Origin of the sequence: Micromonospora sp. DT227, assembly GCF_049841835.1 — a bacterium.
Taxonomy (GTDB): domain Bacteria; phylum Actinomycetota; class Actinomycetes; order Mycobacteriales; family Micromonosporaceae; genus Micromonospora.
This window is the reverse complement of record NZ_JBNCLA010000008.1, coordinates 216,346-232,433: the sequence shown is the minus strand read 5'-3', so window position 1 is coordinate 232,433 and position 16,088 is coordinate 216,346. Positions and strand designations below refer to the sequence as shown.

The 16,088-nt window shown below is 68.8% G+C and carries 15 protein-coding genes, 1 pseudogene and 2 riboswitches; of the genes and pseudogenes, 10 read left to right on the top strand and 6 right to left on the bottom strand.

Annotation, left to right across the window (positions count from 1 at the left end):
- Position 1 precedes the first annotated feature (1 nt).
- From ACLQ2W_RS25650 to ACLQ2W_RS25635, 4 genes are all read right to left on the bottom strand, one after another.
- On the bottom strand, positions 2–133 hold the full coding sequence (locus ACLQ2W_RS25650) for a hypothetical protein (protein ID WP_425789345.1): 132 nt from the start codon (positions 131–133) through the stop codon (positions 2–4).
- Positions 112–960 (bottom strand): glycine cleavage system protein T, encoded by an 849-nt coding sequence (locus tag ACLQ2W_RS25645; RefSeq protein ID WP_425789343.1) that lies wholly within the window; start codon positions 958–960, stop codon positions 112–114. Before ACLQ2W_RS25645 ends, ACLQ2W_RS25650 begins: the two co-directional genes overlap by 22 nt.
- A gap of 45 nt (positions 961–1,005) precedes the next feature.
- Positions 1,006–1,098: riboswitch (glycine riboswitch) on the bottom strand.
- Positions 1,099–1,189: riboswitch (glycine riboswitch) on the bottom strand.
- Between the two features lie 85 nt (positions 1,190–1,274).
- Positions 1,275–2,237 (bottom strand): LysR family transcriptional regulator, encoded by a 963-nt coding sequence (locus ACLQ2W_RS25640; RefSeq protein ID WP_425789341.1) that lies wholly within the window; start codon positions 2,235–2,237, stop codon positions 1,275–1,277.
- 125 nt (positions 2,238–2,362) lie between these two features.
- Positions 2,363–4,711, bottom strand: a complete 2,349-nt coding sequence (locus ACLQ2W_RS25635) for a collagenase (protein ID WP_425789339.1) — start codon at positions 4,709–4,711, stop codon at positions 2,363–2,365.
- A 513-nt stretch (positions 4,712–5,224) separates the two neighbouring features.
- Here ACLQ2W_RS25635 and ACLQ2W_RS25630 point away from each other — a divergent pair.
- Complete coding sequence (locus tag ACLQ2W_RS25630; protein WP_425789337.1) at positions 5,225–5,941, top strand: response regulator transcription factor; 717 nt, start codon at positions 5,225–5,227, stop codon at positions 5,939–5,941.
- Between the two features lie 131 nt (positions 5,942–6,072).
- Positions 6,073–6,822 (top strand): M24B family metallopeptidase, encoded by a 750-nt coding sequence (locus ACLQ2W_RS25625; protein ID WP_425789335.1) that lies wholly within the window; start codon positions 6,073–6,075, stop codon positions 6,820–6,822.
- 158 nt (positions 6,823–6,980) lie between these two features.
- On the opposite strand, the gene ACLQ2W_RS25620 is transcribed toward ACLQ2W_RS25625, so the two are convergent.
- Both ACLQ2W_RS25620 and ACLQ2W_RS25615 read right to left on the bottom strand, forming a co-directional pair.
- On the bottom strand, positions 6,981–7,682 hold the full coding sequence (locus tag ACLQ2W_RS25620) for a GntR family transcriptional regulator (protein ID WP_425789519.1): 702 nt from the start codon (positions 7,680–7,682) through the stop codon (positions 6,981–6,983).
- 27 nt (positions 7,683–7,709) lie between these two features.
- Positions 7,710–7,847, bottom strand: a pseudogene (locus tag ACLQ2W_RS25615) (proline racemase family protein); the annotation flags it as partial.
- Between the two features lie 424 nt (positions 7,848–8,271).
- Between ACLQ2W_RS25615 and ACLQ2W_RS25610 the strand changes: the two are divergent.
- Genes ACLQ2W_RS25610 through ACLQ2W_RS25575 form a run of 8 tightly spaced genes read left to right on the top strand, consistent with a single transcriptional unit; the run spans position 8,272 to position 15,609 of the window.
- Positions 8,272–9,180: a dihydrodipicolinate synthase family protein gene (locus tag ACLQ2W_RS25610; protein WP_425789333.1), complete on the top strand. Its 909-nt coding sequence runs from the start codon at positions 8,272–8,274 to the stop codon at positions 9,178–9,180.
- Positions 9,181–9,183: 3 nt separating this feature from the next.
- Entirely contained in the window at positions 9,184–10,188 is a 1,005-nt protein-coding gene (locus tag ACLQ2W_RS25605) for a proline racemase family protein (RefSeq protein WP_425789331.1), read from the top strand.
- A 49-nt stretch (positions 10,189–10,237) separates the two neighbouring features.
- Positions 10,238–11,611 (top strand): aldehyde dehydrogenase family protein, encoded by a 1,374-nt coding sequence (locus ACLQ2W_RS25600; protein ID WP_425789329.1) that lies wholly within the window; start codon positions 10,238–10,240, stop codon positions 11,609–11,611.
- Positions 11,611–11,853, top strand: a complete 243-nt coding sequence (locus tag ACLQ2W_RS25595) for a hypothetical protein (RefSeq protein WP_425789327.1) — start codon at positions 11,611–11,613, stop codon at positions 11,851–11,853. The genes ACLQ2W_RS25600 and ACLQ2W_RS25595 overlap by 1 nt, the downstream gene beginning before the upstream one ends.
- Positions 11,850–12,785: an ornithine cyclodeaminase family protein gene (locus ACLQ2W_RS25590; protein WP_425789325.1), complete on the top strand. Its 936-nt coding sequence runs from the start codon at positions 11,850–11,852 to the stop codon at positions 12,783–12,785. The genes ACLQ2W_RS25595 and ACLQ2W_RS25590 overlap by 4 nt, the downstream gene beginning before the upstream one ends.
- Positions 12,778–13,926 (top strand): NAD(P)/FAD-dependent oxidoreductase, encoded by a 1,149-nt coding sequence (locus tag ACLQ2W_RS25585; protein ID WP_425789323.1) that lies wholly within the window; start codon positions 12,778–12,780, stop codon positions 13,924–13,926. Before ACLQ2W_RS25590 ends, ACLQ2W_RS25585 begins: the two co-directional genes overlap by 8 nt.
- Positions 13,923–14,201 (top strand): (2Fe-2S)-binding protein, encoded by a 279-nt coding sequence (locus ACLQ2W_RS25580; RefSeq protein ID WP_425789321.1) that lies wholly within the window; start codon positions 13,923–13,925, stop codon positions 14,199–14,201. Before ACLQ2W_RS25585 ends, ACLQ2W_RS25580 begins: the two co-directional genes overlap by 4 nt.
- Positions 14,182–15,609 (top strand): FAD-dependent oxidoreductase, encoded by a 1,428-nt coding sequence (locus ACLQ2W_RS25575; protein WP_425789319.1) that lies wholly within the window; start codon positions 14,182–14,184, stop codon positions 15,607–15,609. The genes ACLQ2W_RS25580 and ACLQ2W_RS25575 overlap by 20 nt, the downstream gene beginning before the upstream one ends.
- Positions 15,610–16,088: the final 479 nt, after the last annotated feature.

Sequence of the window (16,088 nt, the reverse complement as noted above, 5' to 3'; positions counted from 1 at the left end):
TCTATCGCGCGTCGTCGGCGAAGACGCGATACTCGTCGGCCGACATCAAGGACGGCAGTTCGCTTATCTGCACCCGCAGCAGCCAGCCCTTGCCATAGGGGTCGGCGCCGATCAAACCCGGGTCGGCGAGCACCTCCTCGTTGAGTCGCCCGTCTTGTCGAAGGACACCAGCCGGCCCAGGCCGATGTCGAACGGGGTGACGCCGGGGTGGAATGCGCAGCCGTACAGCGGCATCCCGGCCTCCAGGCGGAGGGTGTCGCGACAGGCGAGTCCGGCCGGCACCATGCCATGTCCGGCACCGACGGCGAGCAGTGCCCGCCAGAGTTCGACCGCGTCGCTCGCGCCGGCGAACAGCTCGAATCCGTCCTCGCCGGTGTATCCGGTACGGGCGATGATCGCCGGGCGGCCGACGACCTCGACGGGGGTGGCGCTGTGGTAGGCGAGCCGGGTCGGCTCCGCTCCGATCAGGGCTTCGAGGCTGTCGGCGGCACGGGGGCCCTGCACGGCGATGATCGCGCGTTCGGCGCTGTGGTCGGTGACGGTGGCCTCGTACCTGTCGCAGCGGGACTTGAGCGCGAGCAGCGCGGCTGCGGTGTTGGCGGCGTTGGTGATCAGCAGGTACCGGTCGGCGGCGAGCCGGTAGGCGACGAGGTCGTCCAATACGCCGCCGATGTCGTCGCAGAGCATGGTGTAGCGGGCGCCGCCAAGCGGCACCGTGGACAGGTGCCCGACCAGCGCGTAATCCAGCGCCGTCGGGGCCTCTGGCCCGACCACCTCGAGCTGTCCCATGTGGCTGAGGTCGAAGATGCCGGCGCGTTCGCGTACGGCCCGGTGCTCGGCGGTCTGTCTGGTGTAGCGCAGCGGCATGGACCAGCCGGCGAAGCCGGTGAACCGGGCCCCGAACTCCAGGTGCACGGCGTGCAGGGGTGAGTGAAGCAGAGTCGTCGGACCCTGATGCATGGAGGCGCTCCTCGTCGCGACGCTCGTGGCGTCGTACGGTCGGTTGCCTCCCGCTCTGTCATTGACCTGAGAGCTTCACCGCTGATCAGCGGTTTGCACCGTGGGTGAGACGAAGGTCGTCTGCTTTCCAGAGTCCACCTAGCCCGCGCGGTAATGGGGCCTGAGAGTTTCTTGGGAGTTTGCTCCTTCGGCGCCCGACACATGGTCGGGTCTCTCCCGCGCAGGTTCGAACGGTGTCTATTCAGTTATCGGTATTCCGGACAGACAGTAGGCGATCGGCGGAGACCGCGTCAACAGCCGCTGGAAAAGAACGGTCAATCTTCGGCCAGGGGATGGACGTGCGGATTTTCCCGCCACCAGCGGGCGTATCCGGGATTGTCGTCGACATGGTCCAAAAAGGCGCGGGCGAACGCCCGGAACAGGTGCCTGCTCTGCTCGTTGGTGAACGCGTCACGCCGCCAGATAACGGCCAGCCTGGCCACCTGCGGCTCGCCGTCCAGCGGTAGCACCCGCGTCCCGGGCCCCGGCGCCCAGGTCGGGTCGACCAGCCGGACACCGTCGCCGGCTGCCACGAGAGGGTGGGCTGCGCCACTGGGTGCCTCGTAGCGGATCCTCGGTTCGAAGCCGGCGGCCCGGCACGCGCGGCGCAGGGAGGCCAGCGAGCCATCGTCGGGACCGGGCGGGCAGACCCACGACTCGTCGCTGAGGTCGGCCAACCGGACCGTGTCGCGCTGCGCGTGGCGGTGCGTCGCTGCCAGCGCGACGAAGATGGGGTGCCGCGGTACCAGCGTGCGACTGGCAACGGTCGGGCCAATCGGCAGGTCGAAGCCTTCCAGGATGCCGACCAGGGCAGCGTCCAACTGACCGTGTGTGACCGCCTCCACCAGCAGTCGTGACGACGGTTCGATCTGCAGTCCGATCTCTGCGTCGGGGAACGTCTCCGTGACCCGTCGGACCAGACTGCTCGCGCAGGCGAGGTGGACGGTGCCGAGTCGGAACAGGTCCGAGGCGCGACGCTTGTCCCCGAAGTCGTCAACGAGCGCGTCCACCTCGGCGAGCACCACGCGTGCCCGGCTGAGCACCTGCTTGCCGAGTTCGGTGGGTTGCATGCCGGTGCGGCTGCGGACGAAGAGCGGGCCACCCACCATCTCTTCGATCCGGTGCAGCTGGGCGGTCAGTGCCGGCTGGGACAGGCCCAGCCGGGCGGCAGCCCCGGTCACGCTCCCTACCTCGGCCACAACACTGATCGCCCGCAGGTGCCGCACGTCGATGCCCATGAGCACGGATTATGCCGCCCGCCGCGCCGATCGACCCCTCGCGGCGAGCTCGGAGCTGGCGGAGCACGGACGCGCCGCCCGTCAGGAGCCGGGCGGCGCGTCGCTCGTGGTCGATACGGCACCCGTCAGTAGCGGGTGCTGACGGTCACTCCCGAGCAGGACGTCTTGCCGTACAGGCTGATGAAGTTGTATCCGGCGGGCGGGTTGGTGATGGTCAGGGACCCGGCGTTGCCGGCGCCGGTCGAGGATCGGGTGTAGTTGCTGGTCGTCGCCCAGCTGGAGGAGCTGTAGTAGAGGTCGCAGTTGCCGCTGCCACCGGCCGCGTTGATCGTCAGGCTCGACACGCCCGACGGCAAGTAGATGTACAGGTAATCGTAGTTGCCGGCCGTCGCGGCGCGAACGCTGCGCTGACAGTTGCGGTCCAGTACGCGGGTGTCCGCCGCGGTGCACTCCGGCAGGGTGCTTCCGCCGCCGGAAGTGACCGAGACAGTCTGCGTGGTCGTTCCGGTCGCCCCCTGGTTGTCGGTGACCGTCAACGAGACGGTGTAGCTGCCGGCCGCGGCGTAGGTCTTGCTCGGGTTCGTCGCCGTCGAGGTGGTGCCGTCACCGAAGTTCCACTTCCGGGAGGCGATGCTGCCGTCGCTGTCGGTGGACTGGTCAGTGAAGGTCGCGGTGAGCCCGCTCTTCGTCACGGTGAACGCGGCGGACGGCGGCTGGTTGGTGGGGGGCGGGGTGCTGCCTCCGCAGTCACCGGTCGCGCAGCGGGTCAGCCAGGCGTAGAAGTCCGCGTCGTAACGCGTACCGATGGTGTTGGTCAGGTAGGTGCGCGCGGCGCTGTAGGCGCCTGATCGGTAGTAGCCGAGGACGGTCGTCATGTCCGAGCGATGCGACTGGAGCATGTACCGGGCCGCCAGGTAGCCCCAGTTGTAGATACGGGTCTGGTCGTTGCTGTACGTGGTGTCGAACAGTGTGCGCAGCGGGTAGGTGTGGTAGCCGGCCTGGGTCTGCGCGTCGGTGTACGTGACGTTGCGGTACGAGTACGAGATGTATTCGGCGAAGCCTTCGATCCACCAGACGGTGGGGGTGGTGACGTTCGCGTTGAAGTCGCCGTACATGTCGAACCGACCATCGAGGTAGTGGGTGTACTCGTGGTTGAGGTTCCAGATCTGGAAGGTCGGCCGGACCCACTCCGCCTCGTAGGCGATGAAGCGGGCCTGGTTGTTGGCATCCGAGGGGTTCCCCTCCAGGTACATGCCACCGTTGTTGGTGTCGATGCCGTAGATGGCGCCGGCGTAGGTCTGATAGTCGGTGGTGGAGTCGAAGACGACGACCTCGATGTCGGAGTTGACGTCACCCGTCACCGGGCCGCTGTCCGTCACGACGCTGTGGAAGTAGGCGTCCTGGCCCTTGAGGCTGTCGCAGGACTGGCTCAGCTCGGCGGCGGTCATGTCCTGCGCCAGGATGCGGATCGAGGCGCTGCAGGTGTAGTTGATCGTCAGCACAGAGTTGGTCAACCGCTGCGACAGGTTGCACGTGCCGTAGTAGGAGCAGTTGGCGACGTCGTAGTACTGGGTCATCTCCGCGACGCCCACCCAGAGTGGCGCGGTGGGGCCGGTGATGCTGCTGCGCGAGAGCAGGGCCGATGCCTTCGGGCGCACGGTGGACTGCAGCGCGGCCTCCTGCAGGAACCGGGCGAGTTCCCGACCCGCGTTCGAGGTCAGGAAGCCGTTGTCGGTGCCCAGTAGGTCCAGGTGCCCATTGGCGAAGTTGTACAGGTTGTTCAGCACGGTCGGGTCGGCCTGCACCGCCGAGACGAATGCGGGCACCTGGTGGCCGCGGAAGAGCACGGTGTAGACGTTGTTCACCGCGTTGCGCATGTACCACGACGCGAGGTACGACGAGTTGAAGCCGGTCAGCAGTCGGTTGATGACGTAGAGGTAGCGCGCGTTCTCCTGGGCGCTGTCGATGAGAGTCACGGCCTCCGCCAGCACCTCACCGTTGGCGTCAGTGACGTCCCAGGCGTGCGACGAGGCGAAGAAGGCGTCGAGACCCGACCGGATCGCGGTCTGCAGCTGCGACCCGTAGGCGCCGACGCTGCTGTCGTACCACTGCACGTAGTAGCCGGCGCGCAGGTAGAGGACGAGTTGCGTCATGCCCGTGGAGGAGTTCCCGGGGTAGCTGGCGGCGCCGTCGCGAACCGCGTAGGCGACACTGGCCATCTGCGCCTCGCGGAAGGCGTTGTAGGCGTCAGTTCCGGTGAGGCTGAACAGGCTGTTGACGCAGTCGACGGTGGAAGCCTTGATCTGGGTCACCAGCGCGGATCCGGTGCGGCTGGTGAAGTCGGTGGAGTTGCACGTGGCGGCGGCCAGGCGGGAGCTGTCCGACGGTCGCGCCCGGCGCTGAGGGGTCGCCGGCCGGTCGTAGTCGACGCGGGTGGCGTCCTTCGCCGCCGGCTGCGGTGCCCGCTTGTTCACCGGAAGCGGCTGCCTGCTCACATGGTCGTTGAGGCCGTTGCTCCGTATGGCTGCGTGGGAGGCCGCCGGAGGGGCCGCGTCGGCTTTGGCGGACTGTCGCGCGGACGATGGGGACGCGGGGCTCGCGGTGGCTGGTGCCGCCGTCATGCCGCAGGCGAGTGCCAGCGCGATAGTCACGCTGCACATCCTGGCCATGGTCCGGCGCACAGGTGTTCTGGACACGCACTCTCCTCAGGGGGTCGAGCGGGCGTGCGATCCACCGAAGACGCTCAGATGTTTCGATGGATGCTTGGGTGGTCGGACGCTAGCCAGGACGCTCGGGGGGCCACAACGACGCCACAGCCATCGGTCAGGTTGGCCGGGCTGCCGGCTTACAAGGGGCTTTGGTACCGAGGCGGCGCCGCGGTTGCCACCAGATCGATCACTGAAGCCTATGGGGCCGCACGATGAAAGCGGCCCGGGTGTTCATGTCATCGTGCGAGGTGTTAACCAACGCGACACCGGGCGGCAAAGATGGCCAATATCCTGCTGATCGACGAAAATGCCTCTCACCGGCGTTCGCTCAGCGACGACCTGGCTCTGTACGGACACATCGTCACCGACCTCGCCCTGCACGAGACCGGACGAGCGCTGTCCGACCTGGCCTGCCACACGCACCAGCGGCCGGACGTCGTGCTGGTGGATCCTTTCTCCCCGGCGGTCGACGGTCTGCTGCTGATGCGGCTCTTGTGCATCAGCTCGCGGCGCCCGGTGGTGGTTCATTCGACCGGCCGCGGTGACGACGAGATCGTGCAGGCGTTGCGCGCCGGAGCTGAGAGCTACCTACCGAAGCCCTGCCTGGCTTCGGTGGTGGATGCGTGCCTCTCGGCCCTGCTTCGCCGTATTCCGGCCGCGTCACCCCCGCGGCCGACCGTGGTGGGTGACCTGTGCATCGACGTGGCCGGACGCAGCGTGACTGTCGGGGGTCAACCCCTTGCCCTGACGCGCACCGAGTTCGACCTGCTCGCCTGCCTCGCCGAACATCCCGGGCGGGTCGTGCCCCGCTCGCAGTTGCGCACCAGGGTCGGCCACGGGGTGATGTCCTCGGCAAGCGCCATCGACGTCCTGGTGCACCGGCTACGGCGCAAGCTCGGTGAGCGGAGGTCGGACTGGCAATACCTCCACACCGTCCGTGGCAGGGGAATCGCACTTCACGCTTCCGCTCCCGCCAGTGTCATCGGAGGATCGTGATGTCGCATTGCGGTGCGTCGGGGGACGAGACGAACTGCTTGACCTTGAGGGCCCGTCGACACGGCCGTCGGCAGTCAGTCGGCTGCGCCGCTCTGGTTCAGCCCCGGTGTGGGCGGGTCGGCTCACCGGGGGTGGGGATCAGCCCGCTTTCCCCGTGGATCCCCGCCGGCCGGCCAACCGCGAAGCCCGGGCAGGCGGACTGGCGTGCGCGGATCGAGGGCAACGACGTCGGCTACGCGTCAGTGTGTGCCGCGGGACCCCACGCCACAACCCTGCACTGGGTTCGCAACGACGGGGCGCGTCCCGGTGACCTCCTGCTGCTCGATTCCGGTGTGGAGACCCGCAACCTCTACACCGCCGATGTCACCCGGACGCTGCCCGTCGACGGCCGCTTCAGCCCCGTTCAACGCAAGGTGTACGACGCGGTGTACGCAGCGCAGGAGGCTGGCATCGCCGCGGTCAAGCCCGGCGCCGCATACCGGGACTTATACGAAGCCGCCCAGCGGGTCATGGCTGAGCACCTGGCCTCATGGGGGCTGTTCGGCGACCGGTCGGCGGACGAGGCCTACGAACTCGGGCTGCACCGACGCTGGACCCTGGCCGGCACCGGTCACATGATTGCCCTCGACGTCCACGACTGCGCCAAGGCCCGGTCCGAGATGTACGCGGACGGGACGCTGGAAGCGGGCATGGTATTGACCGTCGAGCCGGGTCTGTACTTCCAATCCGATGACCTGACCGTTCCCGAGGAACGGCGCGGCATTGGTGTGCGCGTCGAGGACGACATCCTCGTCACCGAGGCCGGCAACGAGAACCTCTCGGCCGGCTTACCCCGCAGCTCAGACGAGATCGAGGCCTGGATGGCCCAGCTACGGAACTGACAGCGACCGGCGCATCCGGTCCCACTGGTCGCAGCTCCTGAGGCGGGGCTGAAGAGACGGAGCAACGACTTCGACTGCACGTTCCGGCGTCTGGTCTGTCACCTGCAGTCGCTGCTCCGTACCCGCTCGGTAGACCGGGCTTCCCATGGTGCTGGTGATCACGGTTCCTGGTAGCCGGCCCAGGAGCCGCGGACGTGGCCGATGTGGCGCCGCATCAGCTCCGCCACCCCTTGCACATCGCCAGCCACCACCAGATCGACGATCTGCTCGTGCTCGGCGGCCGAACGCGCCAGCTCGCCACGCTCGGCGAGCCCTTGCAGGCCGTACAGCCGGCTGCGGGCTCGTAGGTTTCCGACCACGTCGATGAGATGCCGGTTGCCGGCGAGGGCGAGCAGCGAGAGATGGAAACGTCGGTCGACCTCGACATAGCGGATGAGGTCGCCGGTTTCGGCGAGCCGCTCCACCTCCTTCGCCAAGGGACGCAGTTCCTCGACAGCCGTGCGGGTCGGCTCGTTGATGGCCCGCGCGATCTCGGCCACGGTGGGCACCTCGATCAGCGCGCGCAGCGAGGTGATCTCGTCCAGGTCCCGGTCATTCAGCTCCCTGACCCGGAAGCCCTTATTTCGAACGATCGTGACCAGTTCCTCGTTGGCGAGGTCGAGCATCGCTTCGCGCACCGGCGTGGCGGAGACGCCGAACTGCTCTGCGAGCGCCGGCGCGGAGTACAGCACGCCGGGTCGCATCTGTCCCGTGATGACCGCGCCACGCAGGACACGGGCGATCTCCTGCCGAAGGTTCAGCCGGCCCCCGAACTGCGGCAGGGAGAGCGCGTCCGGGGCCAGGTGCCCGTTGGCGTCCATCACGGCGTCACTCCTTGTCCCCTTCATCGCAGTGCCCAGAAACCGTGTTCCGACCACCGAGTCGCAGGTCAGCACCTGATCAGGGGCTAGTTCTGCCGCCGATGCTAGCAGCGTGATCCGAGCGCAAATGCCCGACCCGCACGGCGACCGGTCGACCCTCACCATCGGCGCAGACGGTGACGGTGGCGCATGCGGAAGGGCTCTCCCGCCGTAGGGTGGTCGCTGGCACGAATGTTCCGCATCCGGCGGGATCAGGTCCATGGTCTGGGCTACCACGAGTGGTGCAAGCCCCATCGAGGGCTCGTCCAGCATCAGCAGTTCAGGTCCGGCGATCAGCGCACCACGCGAGTAGCGCGAAGAAGCTCGGGCAGCACGCTGATGAAGATGGCGCCCAGCACGACGCCCACCGATCACGATGCCCACGGGCCTAGCCGTGATCGGTGACATTGCTGTGTGACGTAGCACCAGCCCTACAACGCAGGGCACCCAACGCTCTAGATGTGCACGTCACGGCGTTATCTAACCTTGACTTGAGCATGGCGAACCGCACTGTAATATTTTACTGACCGTCACCGAGAGGCTCTCCACCATGACTGCTTCCCCCGCTGCCCGTACCCGCCCCTGGCACGGTGTGCTCGTCGCGGCCGCCCTGCCCTACCGCGACGACCTATCCGTGGACTTCGACAGCTACGCCGACCACGTGCGGTGGCTGGCCGAGAACGGCGCCCACGGCGTAACCCCGAACGGATCCCTGGGCGAGTACCAGGTGCTGACCGACGAGGAACGCGCGAAGGCCGTCGAGGTGGCGGTCCAAGCCGCACCCGAGGGCTTCGTCGTCATGCCGGGCGTGGGCGCTTACGGCGCCCTGGAGGCGCGGCGCTGGGCCGAGCAGGCGGCCGAGGCCGGCGCGCAAGCCGTCATGGCGCTCCCCCCGAGCGCGTACCGCACGGACGAGCGGGCCACCCTGGAGCACTACCGCGAAATCAACAAGGCCGGTCTGCCGGTGACCGCGTACAACAATCCGATCGACACCAAGACCGACCTGACGCCGCAGATCCTCGCCACGCTCCACAACGAGGGCCTCATCGTGGGTGTCAAGGAGTTCAGCGGCGACGTACGTCGGGCCTACGAGATCTCGGAGCTCGCGCCCGGACTGGACCTGATGATCGGCACCGACGACGTCGTCCTCGAGGTGGGCCTCGCGGGCGCCAAGGGTTGGGTCGCCGGGTACACGAACGCCTTCCCCCGGTCGACCGTCGCGCTGTACGAGGCATCCGTGGCGGGAGACCTGGAGACCGCGCTGCCGATGTACCGCCTGCTGCACCCCCTACTGCGCTGGGACTCGAAGACCGAGTTCGTCCAGGCGATCAAACTCTCCATGGACATCGTCGGCCGTAAGGGCGGCGTCTGCCGACCGCCGCGGCAGCCGCTCACCGACGAGCAGGAGCAGCGGGTCCGCACCGCGACCGAGGCAGCCCTCGAAGCCGGGATGGCTTGAGACATGCGCGCGCGCCGACTACTGCACGCCGTCGAATCGCATACCGAGGGCATGCCGACCAGGGTGATCACGGGCGGCGTCGCACCGCTGCCCGGTGCCACGATGATGGAGCGCCGCCGCTGGTTCCTCGACAACAGCGACAGCCTCCGAACCTTGCTGATGTACGAGCCGCGCGGGCACTCCGCCATGTCAGGAGCGATCCTGCAGCCATCGACGCGGCCCGACGCCGACTGGGGCGTGCTCTACATCGAGGTGTCCGGCTGCCTGCCGATGTGCGGACACGGCACCATCGGGGTCGCCACCGTGCTGGTGGAGACCGGCATGGTGGAGGTGACCGAGCCGGTCACGACGATCCGCCTCGACACGCCCGCCGGCCTGGTGGTCGCGGAGGTCGCCGTCGCCGACGGCACGGCCACGGCGGTCACGATTCGGAACGTGCCGTCCTACTCGCACCAGTTGGACGCGACGGTGGAGGTGCCCGGCTTCGGGGCGGTCCGCTACGACCTCGCGTACGGCGGCAACTTCTACGCGATGGTCCGGCTCGGAGACCTCGGCCTACCGTTCGACCGGGGACACAAGCAGGTACTGCTGGACGCCGGGCTGGCAATCATGGACGCCATCAACGAACAGGGCCGCCCGGTCCACGTCACCGACTCCGACATCAACGGCTGTCACCACGTGCAGCTCATCGCTCCCGGCTCGGACGCCCGGCACTCGCGCCACGCGATGGTCATCCATCCGGGCTGGTTCGACCGGAGCCCGTGCGGCACCGGTACCAGCGCTCGCATGGCGCAGCTCCACGCGCGTGGCGAACTGCCGTTGCACAGCGACTTCGTCAACGAGTCCCTCATCGAGACGCGCTTCATCGGCCGGCTCGTGGCGGAGACACGGCTCGCCAGCGACGTCGCCGCAGTGGTGCCGACCATCACCGGGCGCGCCTGGCTGACCGGCACGGCACAGTACTTCCTCGATCCGGACGACCCGTTCCCGGCCGGCTTCCTGCTCTGACCTGACCTCATTCCCACCCTGCCCGCATACCGATGCTGAGGGAGCCTTCGTGATCAAGAGCTACTCGCCGCACGCACCCGAAGATCTCGTTGCGGAGGTGCCCGCGGCCGGCGCCGACGAGGTGGCGAAGGCGTTCGCCCGCGCCCGTGCAGCCCAGGCCCGATGGGGGCGCGGCCCTGCGGCCGCGCGGGCGCAGGCGCTCTCCGACGCTGCCGACACGGTGGCGGCGGCGTCCGACGAACTGACCCGACTGGTGGTTCGCGAGGTCGGCAAACCAGTCGGCGAAGCGCGCGGTGAGGTAGCTCGGGCGGTGGCCATCCTTCGCTACTACGCGCAGCAGGTATACGACCCGGTGGGCGCGGTCCACGAGCCGTCGGCACTCGGTCTGCTCTTCACCCGGCGCCGGCCGCTCGGCGTCGCCGGGCTCGTCACCCCGTGGAACTTCCCGATCGCCATCCCGCTGTGGAAGGCCGCACCGGCGTTGGCGTTCGGCAACGCCGTGGCGCTCAAGCCCTCGCCGGACGCCACCGCGACGGCGCTGCGGCTGGCCAGCCTGCTCGCCGAGGTCCTGCCTGAAGGGCTGTTCACGGTCCTTCCCGGTGACGGTGACACCGGTCGGGCAATCGTGGCCGAGGCCGACGTGGTGTCGTTCACCGGATCCACGGCGGTCGGTGGCGACGTGACGCGTTCGGCCGCAGCCCGCGGGGTGCGGGTACAGGCGGAGATGGGCGGCCAGAATCCGGCGATCGTTCTGCCCGACGCCGACGTGGAGTCCGCCGCCAGGCAGATCGCCGCGGCCACGATGGGATTCGCCGGCCAGAAGTGCACGGCTACCAAGCGGGTGATCGTCGTGGGTGACGTCGCGCCGTTGCGAGACGCGCTCGCCGCAGCGATCGAGGCGCTGGGGTTCGGCGACCCGGCGCAGGCGACGACCGTGGTGGGGCCGGTCATCAACGAAGCCGCCCGGGACAGGGTGTTGGCCGCCGCCGGTAGCGCGACCGCGGCCGGGGCCCGTCTCCTGACCGGTGGCGTAGCGACCGACGACCCCGGCTGGTTCGTCCGTCCGGCCCTGCTCGAGGATGTTCCCGCCGGCCACCCGCTCTCGTGCGAGGAGGTGTTCGGGCCGATCGCCACGCTGCAGGCGGCGCGTACGCTCCAGGAGGCGGTGGCGGTGGCCAACAATGTTCCACAGGGACTGGCCGCTGCCGTGTATACGCGCGATCTCACCGCGGCGCTCGCCACGGCGGACGCGTTGGAGGCCGGCCTGGTAAAGGTCAACGCCCCGACCACAGGTGTCGACTTCTACCTGCCGTTCGGCGGTGAGAAGGCATCCAGTGCGGGCGGCCGCGAGCAGGGCAAGGCCGCGCAGGATTTCTTCACCTCGCTGCACACTGTGACGCTGGCCCCCGGCGAAGGAGCCTGATGCCCGACGACGGCCTGGTTCTCACATCCGAGGAACAGCCGGCGCTGGCCGGTGAGCAGCACCCGGCCACCCCGACCTACACGGGCGGCCCCACGGCCGCCGCGCGGGTCCTCGCGATACGGGCCGGACGCGGCGCCCACTCCTCCAGCCCTCTGCTTGGGGAGCTGATCCGGTCGGGTCAAACCGCCGTCCTTGCGCACTCCGTACCCCTTGCGACGACCGTCATGGTGAAGAGCCGATGACCGCGACACTGCCGTACATCGACGAGGCTGACATCTTCGGGCTGGTGTCGTTCGCCGATGCCGTCACCGCGCTGGCGAAGGCCCTGTCCGGCGGGCTCGATCCGCAGGCGTCCCTGCAGCGCTCCATTCGCGACGTGGAGCACGGACAGCTGCTGCTGATGCCCGCCGAGACCGCGGCCGCCGTGGGTGTGAAGCTGAGCACGGTTGCTCCGGGCAACGCCGAGCGTGGTCTCCCACGCGTCCAGGCGCTGTACGTGCTGTACGACCGGGTCACGCTGACCCCGGTGGCGCTGCTGAACGGCACGGCCCTGACGACGTTGCGTACCCCTGCTGTTTCCGCGGTCGCGGTGGACCACCTGGCCCCGCCCGACGCACGGCACCTGGTCGTGTTCGGCGCTGGCCCGCAAGCGTGGGGGCATGTGGAGGCGCTGCGGATCATTCGCCCCCTCGGCAACGTCACGGTGGTCGGCCGGGATCCCGACCGCGCGGCGGCCCTGGTCGCCAAAGTTCGGCACAGCGGTCTGGACGCGCGCGTGGGCAGCCACGGCGATGTCGCGGATGCCGACGTGGTGGTGTGCGCCACCACGGCCCGCCGGCCGCTCTTCGACGGCCGCCGGTTGCGCCCGGGAACCTGTGTCGTAGCGGTGGGCTCCCACGAGCCGAATGCCCGTGAAGTCGACGATGCGACCATCAGATCCGCCGGACGGGTGGTGGTCGAGTCACACGACGTCGCCCTGCGCGAAGCGGGTGACATCATTCAGGCCGTCCGCGTCGGCGCCGTCCGCGAGGACAGCCTCGTCGAACTTCGCGATGCGGTACACCTGACACCGACCGGCGGTTCATCACTCTTCAAGAGCGTCGGCATGGGCTGGCAGGACCTCGTGGTGGCCGAACTGGCCCACGAGCGCTGGACGGAGAAAGGGCATGCCTGATGTGGTCATCGTCGGGGCGGGCATCGTAGGGGCGGCCTGTGCCTACTATGCCGCGCGCGAGGGACTGTCGGTGACTGTTCTCGAGCGGGGGACGGTGGCTGGCGGTACGACCAGTCGTGGTGAGGGGAACATCCTCGTCTCGGACAAGGAACCCGGTCCCGAACTGGACCTGGCTCTGGCGTCCCGTACGCATTGGCTGGAACTGGCCGCCGAGTACGGCCCCGACCCGTTCGAACTCGAAGAGAAGGGTGGCCTGGTGGTGGCCACCTCGGATGCGGCTGCCGGGGCCCTGACCCGATTCGCTGAGGGGCAACGGACCACCGGGGTGGAGACGTTCGCGTTGCGCGCGGACCAGCTCCACGACCACGAGCCGAACCTGGCCCAGGACCTGCTCGGAGGAGTCTTCTACCCCCAGGACATGCAGGTACAACCGGTACTGGCGGCGGTGTCTCTTCTTGCGAGGGCCCGGTCCCTCGGGGCCACGGTGGTCCGTGGCGAGGAGGCCGTGGCGGCCGAACGGGGTCGGGACGGACGTGTCACGGCGGTCCGGACGCGCACCGGCAGCTATCCCACCAACGCGGTCGTCAATGCCGCCGGAACCTGGGGGGGTCAGGTCGGCGAGCGGCTCGGTGCGCCGATCCCGATCCTCCCCCGCCGCGGGTTCATCCTGGTGACCGAGCCGCTTCCCCGGGTGGTCCGGCACAAGGTGTACTCCGCTGACTACGTCGAGAACGTCGCGTCCGACGGCGCCGGGCTGGAGACCTCAACCGTCGTCGAAGGCACCCGGGGCGGAACGGTGCTCATCGGCGCGAGTCGGGAGCGGGTGGGCTTCGACGAGACCATGTCTGTGGAGGTGCTGCGGCGGCTGGCCTCGCTGGCGGTACGCATCTTCCCCTTCCTCGCCGACGTGCGGCTGATGCGGACCTATCGCGGGTTCCGCCCCTACTGCCCAGACCACCTGCCGGTCATCGGTTCAGACCCACGCATTCCCGGCGTGTTCCACGCCTGCGGGCACGAGGGCGCCGGCATCGGCCTCGCCCCGGCGACCGGAAAGTTGATCAGCCAGATGTTGACCAACGGCCAGCCGGGCATCGATCCCTCGGCGTTCGCCCCATCGAGGTTCGCGCAGGTGACCGCATGACGAGCCGGCCACACCTCTTCTTCGACGGCGGCCAGATCCCCTTCCGACCCGGGCAGAGCGTGGGCGCCGCGTTGACCGCAGCCGGGGTGCGGTCCTGGCGCAGCACCCGACGCGAGGGCCGGCCGCGGGGTTTGTTCTGCGGTATCGGCGTGTGCTTCGACTGTCTCGTCGTCATCAACGGACGCCCGAACGAACGCGCCTGCCTCCGGCTCGCCGAACCGGACATGAGGGTCAGCACGCAGGAAGGAACCGGTCATGGCGACCTCGAAGTCTGAGCGAGTCTTCGACGTCCTGGTGGTCGGCGCCGGGCCGGCGGGGCTGGCCGCCGCGACCAGCGCCGCCCGGGCCGGCGCGTACACAGCCATCGTGGACGCCGGCACGGCGCCCGGTGGCCAGTACTGGCGCCACCCGGCACCGAGCGAGCGTGGGGTGTCCGCCGCCGAGGTGGCCCACCTTCATCATGACCTGGCGACCTATCACCGTCTTGTGGCCGGGCTCCCGGCCGTCACCCAGTTCTCCCAGCACCACGTGTGGACGGTCACCCGCGAGGGGAATACCTTCGTCGTCCACGTGGTCGACCGGGCCGGTGGGGCCGAACGAGTCGCCGAGTTCCGCAGCCGTCGACTGATCCTGGCCCCGGGGGCGTACGACCGTCAGATCCCGTTTCCCGGGTGGGACCTTCCGGGCGTGATGACGGTGGGGGGTGTGCAGGCGCTGCTCAAGGGCCACGGCGTCATCGCCGGACAGCGGGTGCTGGTAGCCGGAACCGGTCCCTTCCTGCTTCCGGTCGCGGCCGGACTGGCCGAGTCGGGAGCACGCGTCGTGGGTGTTCACGAGGCCGCCTCCCCGCTGGCGTGGCTGAGTGAGCTCGGCGCCGTGATCCGTAATGTGAGCAAACTCGGTGAGGGCGCCAGCTACGCCCGGGTGCTGGCGCGGCACCGCATTCCGATCATCACCCGGTCCGTCGTGGTCTCCGCCCACGGCACGGACGTCGTGCAACGGGTCACCACCATGCGGTTGGGCCATATGGGCCAGGTGGTACCCGGGAGCGAACGTACAGTCGCGGTCGATGTGCTGGCCGTGGGGTGGGGTTTCACCCCGCAACTGGAACTGCCGCTGGCGCTCGGCTGCGCGACGCGCGTGGATGTCGACGGGTCGCTGGTGTGCGAGGTCGACGACGAGCAGCGCTCATCGGTCGAGGGCGTCTTTGTCGCTGGCGAAGCCTGCGGCGTGGGTGGCGCCGCGCTCGCGGCCGTGGAAGGCGAGATCGCCGGTACCGTCGCGGCGGGCTCCTCGTCGATCGCACCTCGGCTGCGCCGCTCGCGGGCGGCGCTCCGCCGCTTCGCGCAGGCGATGCACCGGTCTCATCCGGTGCCCCCAGGATGGGTGGACCGGCTGTCCGACGACACGACCGTCTGCCGCTGCGAGGAGGTTCCCTTCGGGGCACTGCGGTCCATGCAGCAGGATCTCGACGCGCAAGACGGCCGCTCGGCGAAGATGCTCACCCGAGCCGGCATGGGTTATTGCCAGGCACGCACATGCGGGTACGCCGTCGGCTGCATTCTCGGTCAGGAGGCATCCCGCGCCTCCGGTCTGGCCGAACGCCCCGTCTCGTCTCCCCTCACCCTCGGCGCGTTGGCGACGTCCCTCGCCACGGAGAACCACCCACTGCCGACTGAGTAAGGGGCTGGCAGGGTTCCTTCGTCGAAGCCCTTGTTGTCGGCCATGTGCTGGGGGTCTTCGGTGGTCTTCACCGAAGGGTGAGAGGCATCCGTGGTTGCTCGCCACAGAGAACACCGTCGACTACGTGTGTGAGGTTCCCCCGGTAGCTCGGAGGCTTTCGATCATGCTCTGATGGAGCTGAACGGAGTTATCCGTGGCAACACCGAAGAAGTACCCCGATGAGCTGCGTGAACGTGCGGTGCGCTTGTACCGGGGGGCATCGGTTACACCATCGAGGACAACACCGGTACGTTCGCCACCCCGGGCACGTTCGCCAACGGGTACGAGACGCGCAATCCCACCACCACGCCCGCGTTCACGAACGGCTGCGGCAACGTGTGGCGGGCCAACACACCAACATCGCCGTGACTCCCTGACGCGGGCCACCGTCCCACCTCCGACCTACGCCATCGGTGCCGTCAGCCGGCCGTTGACCGGAT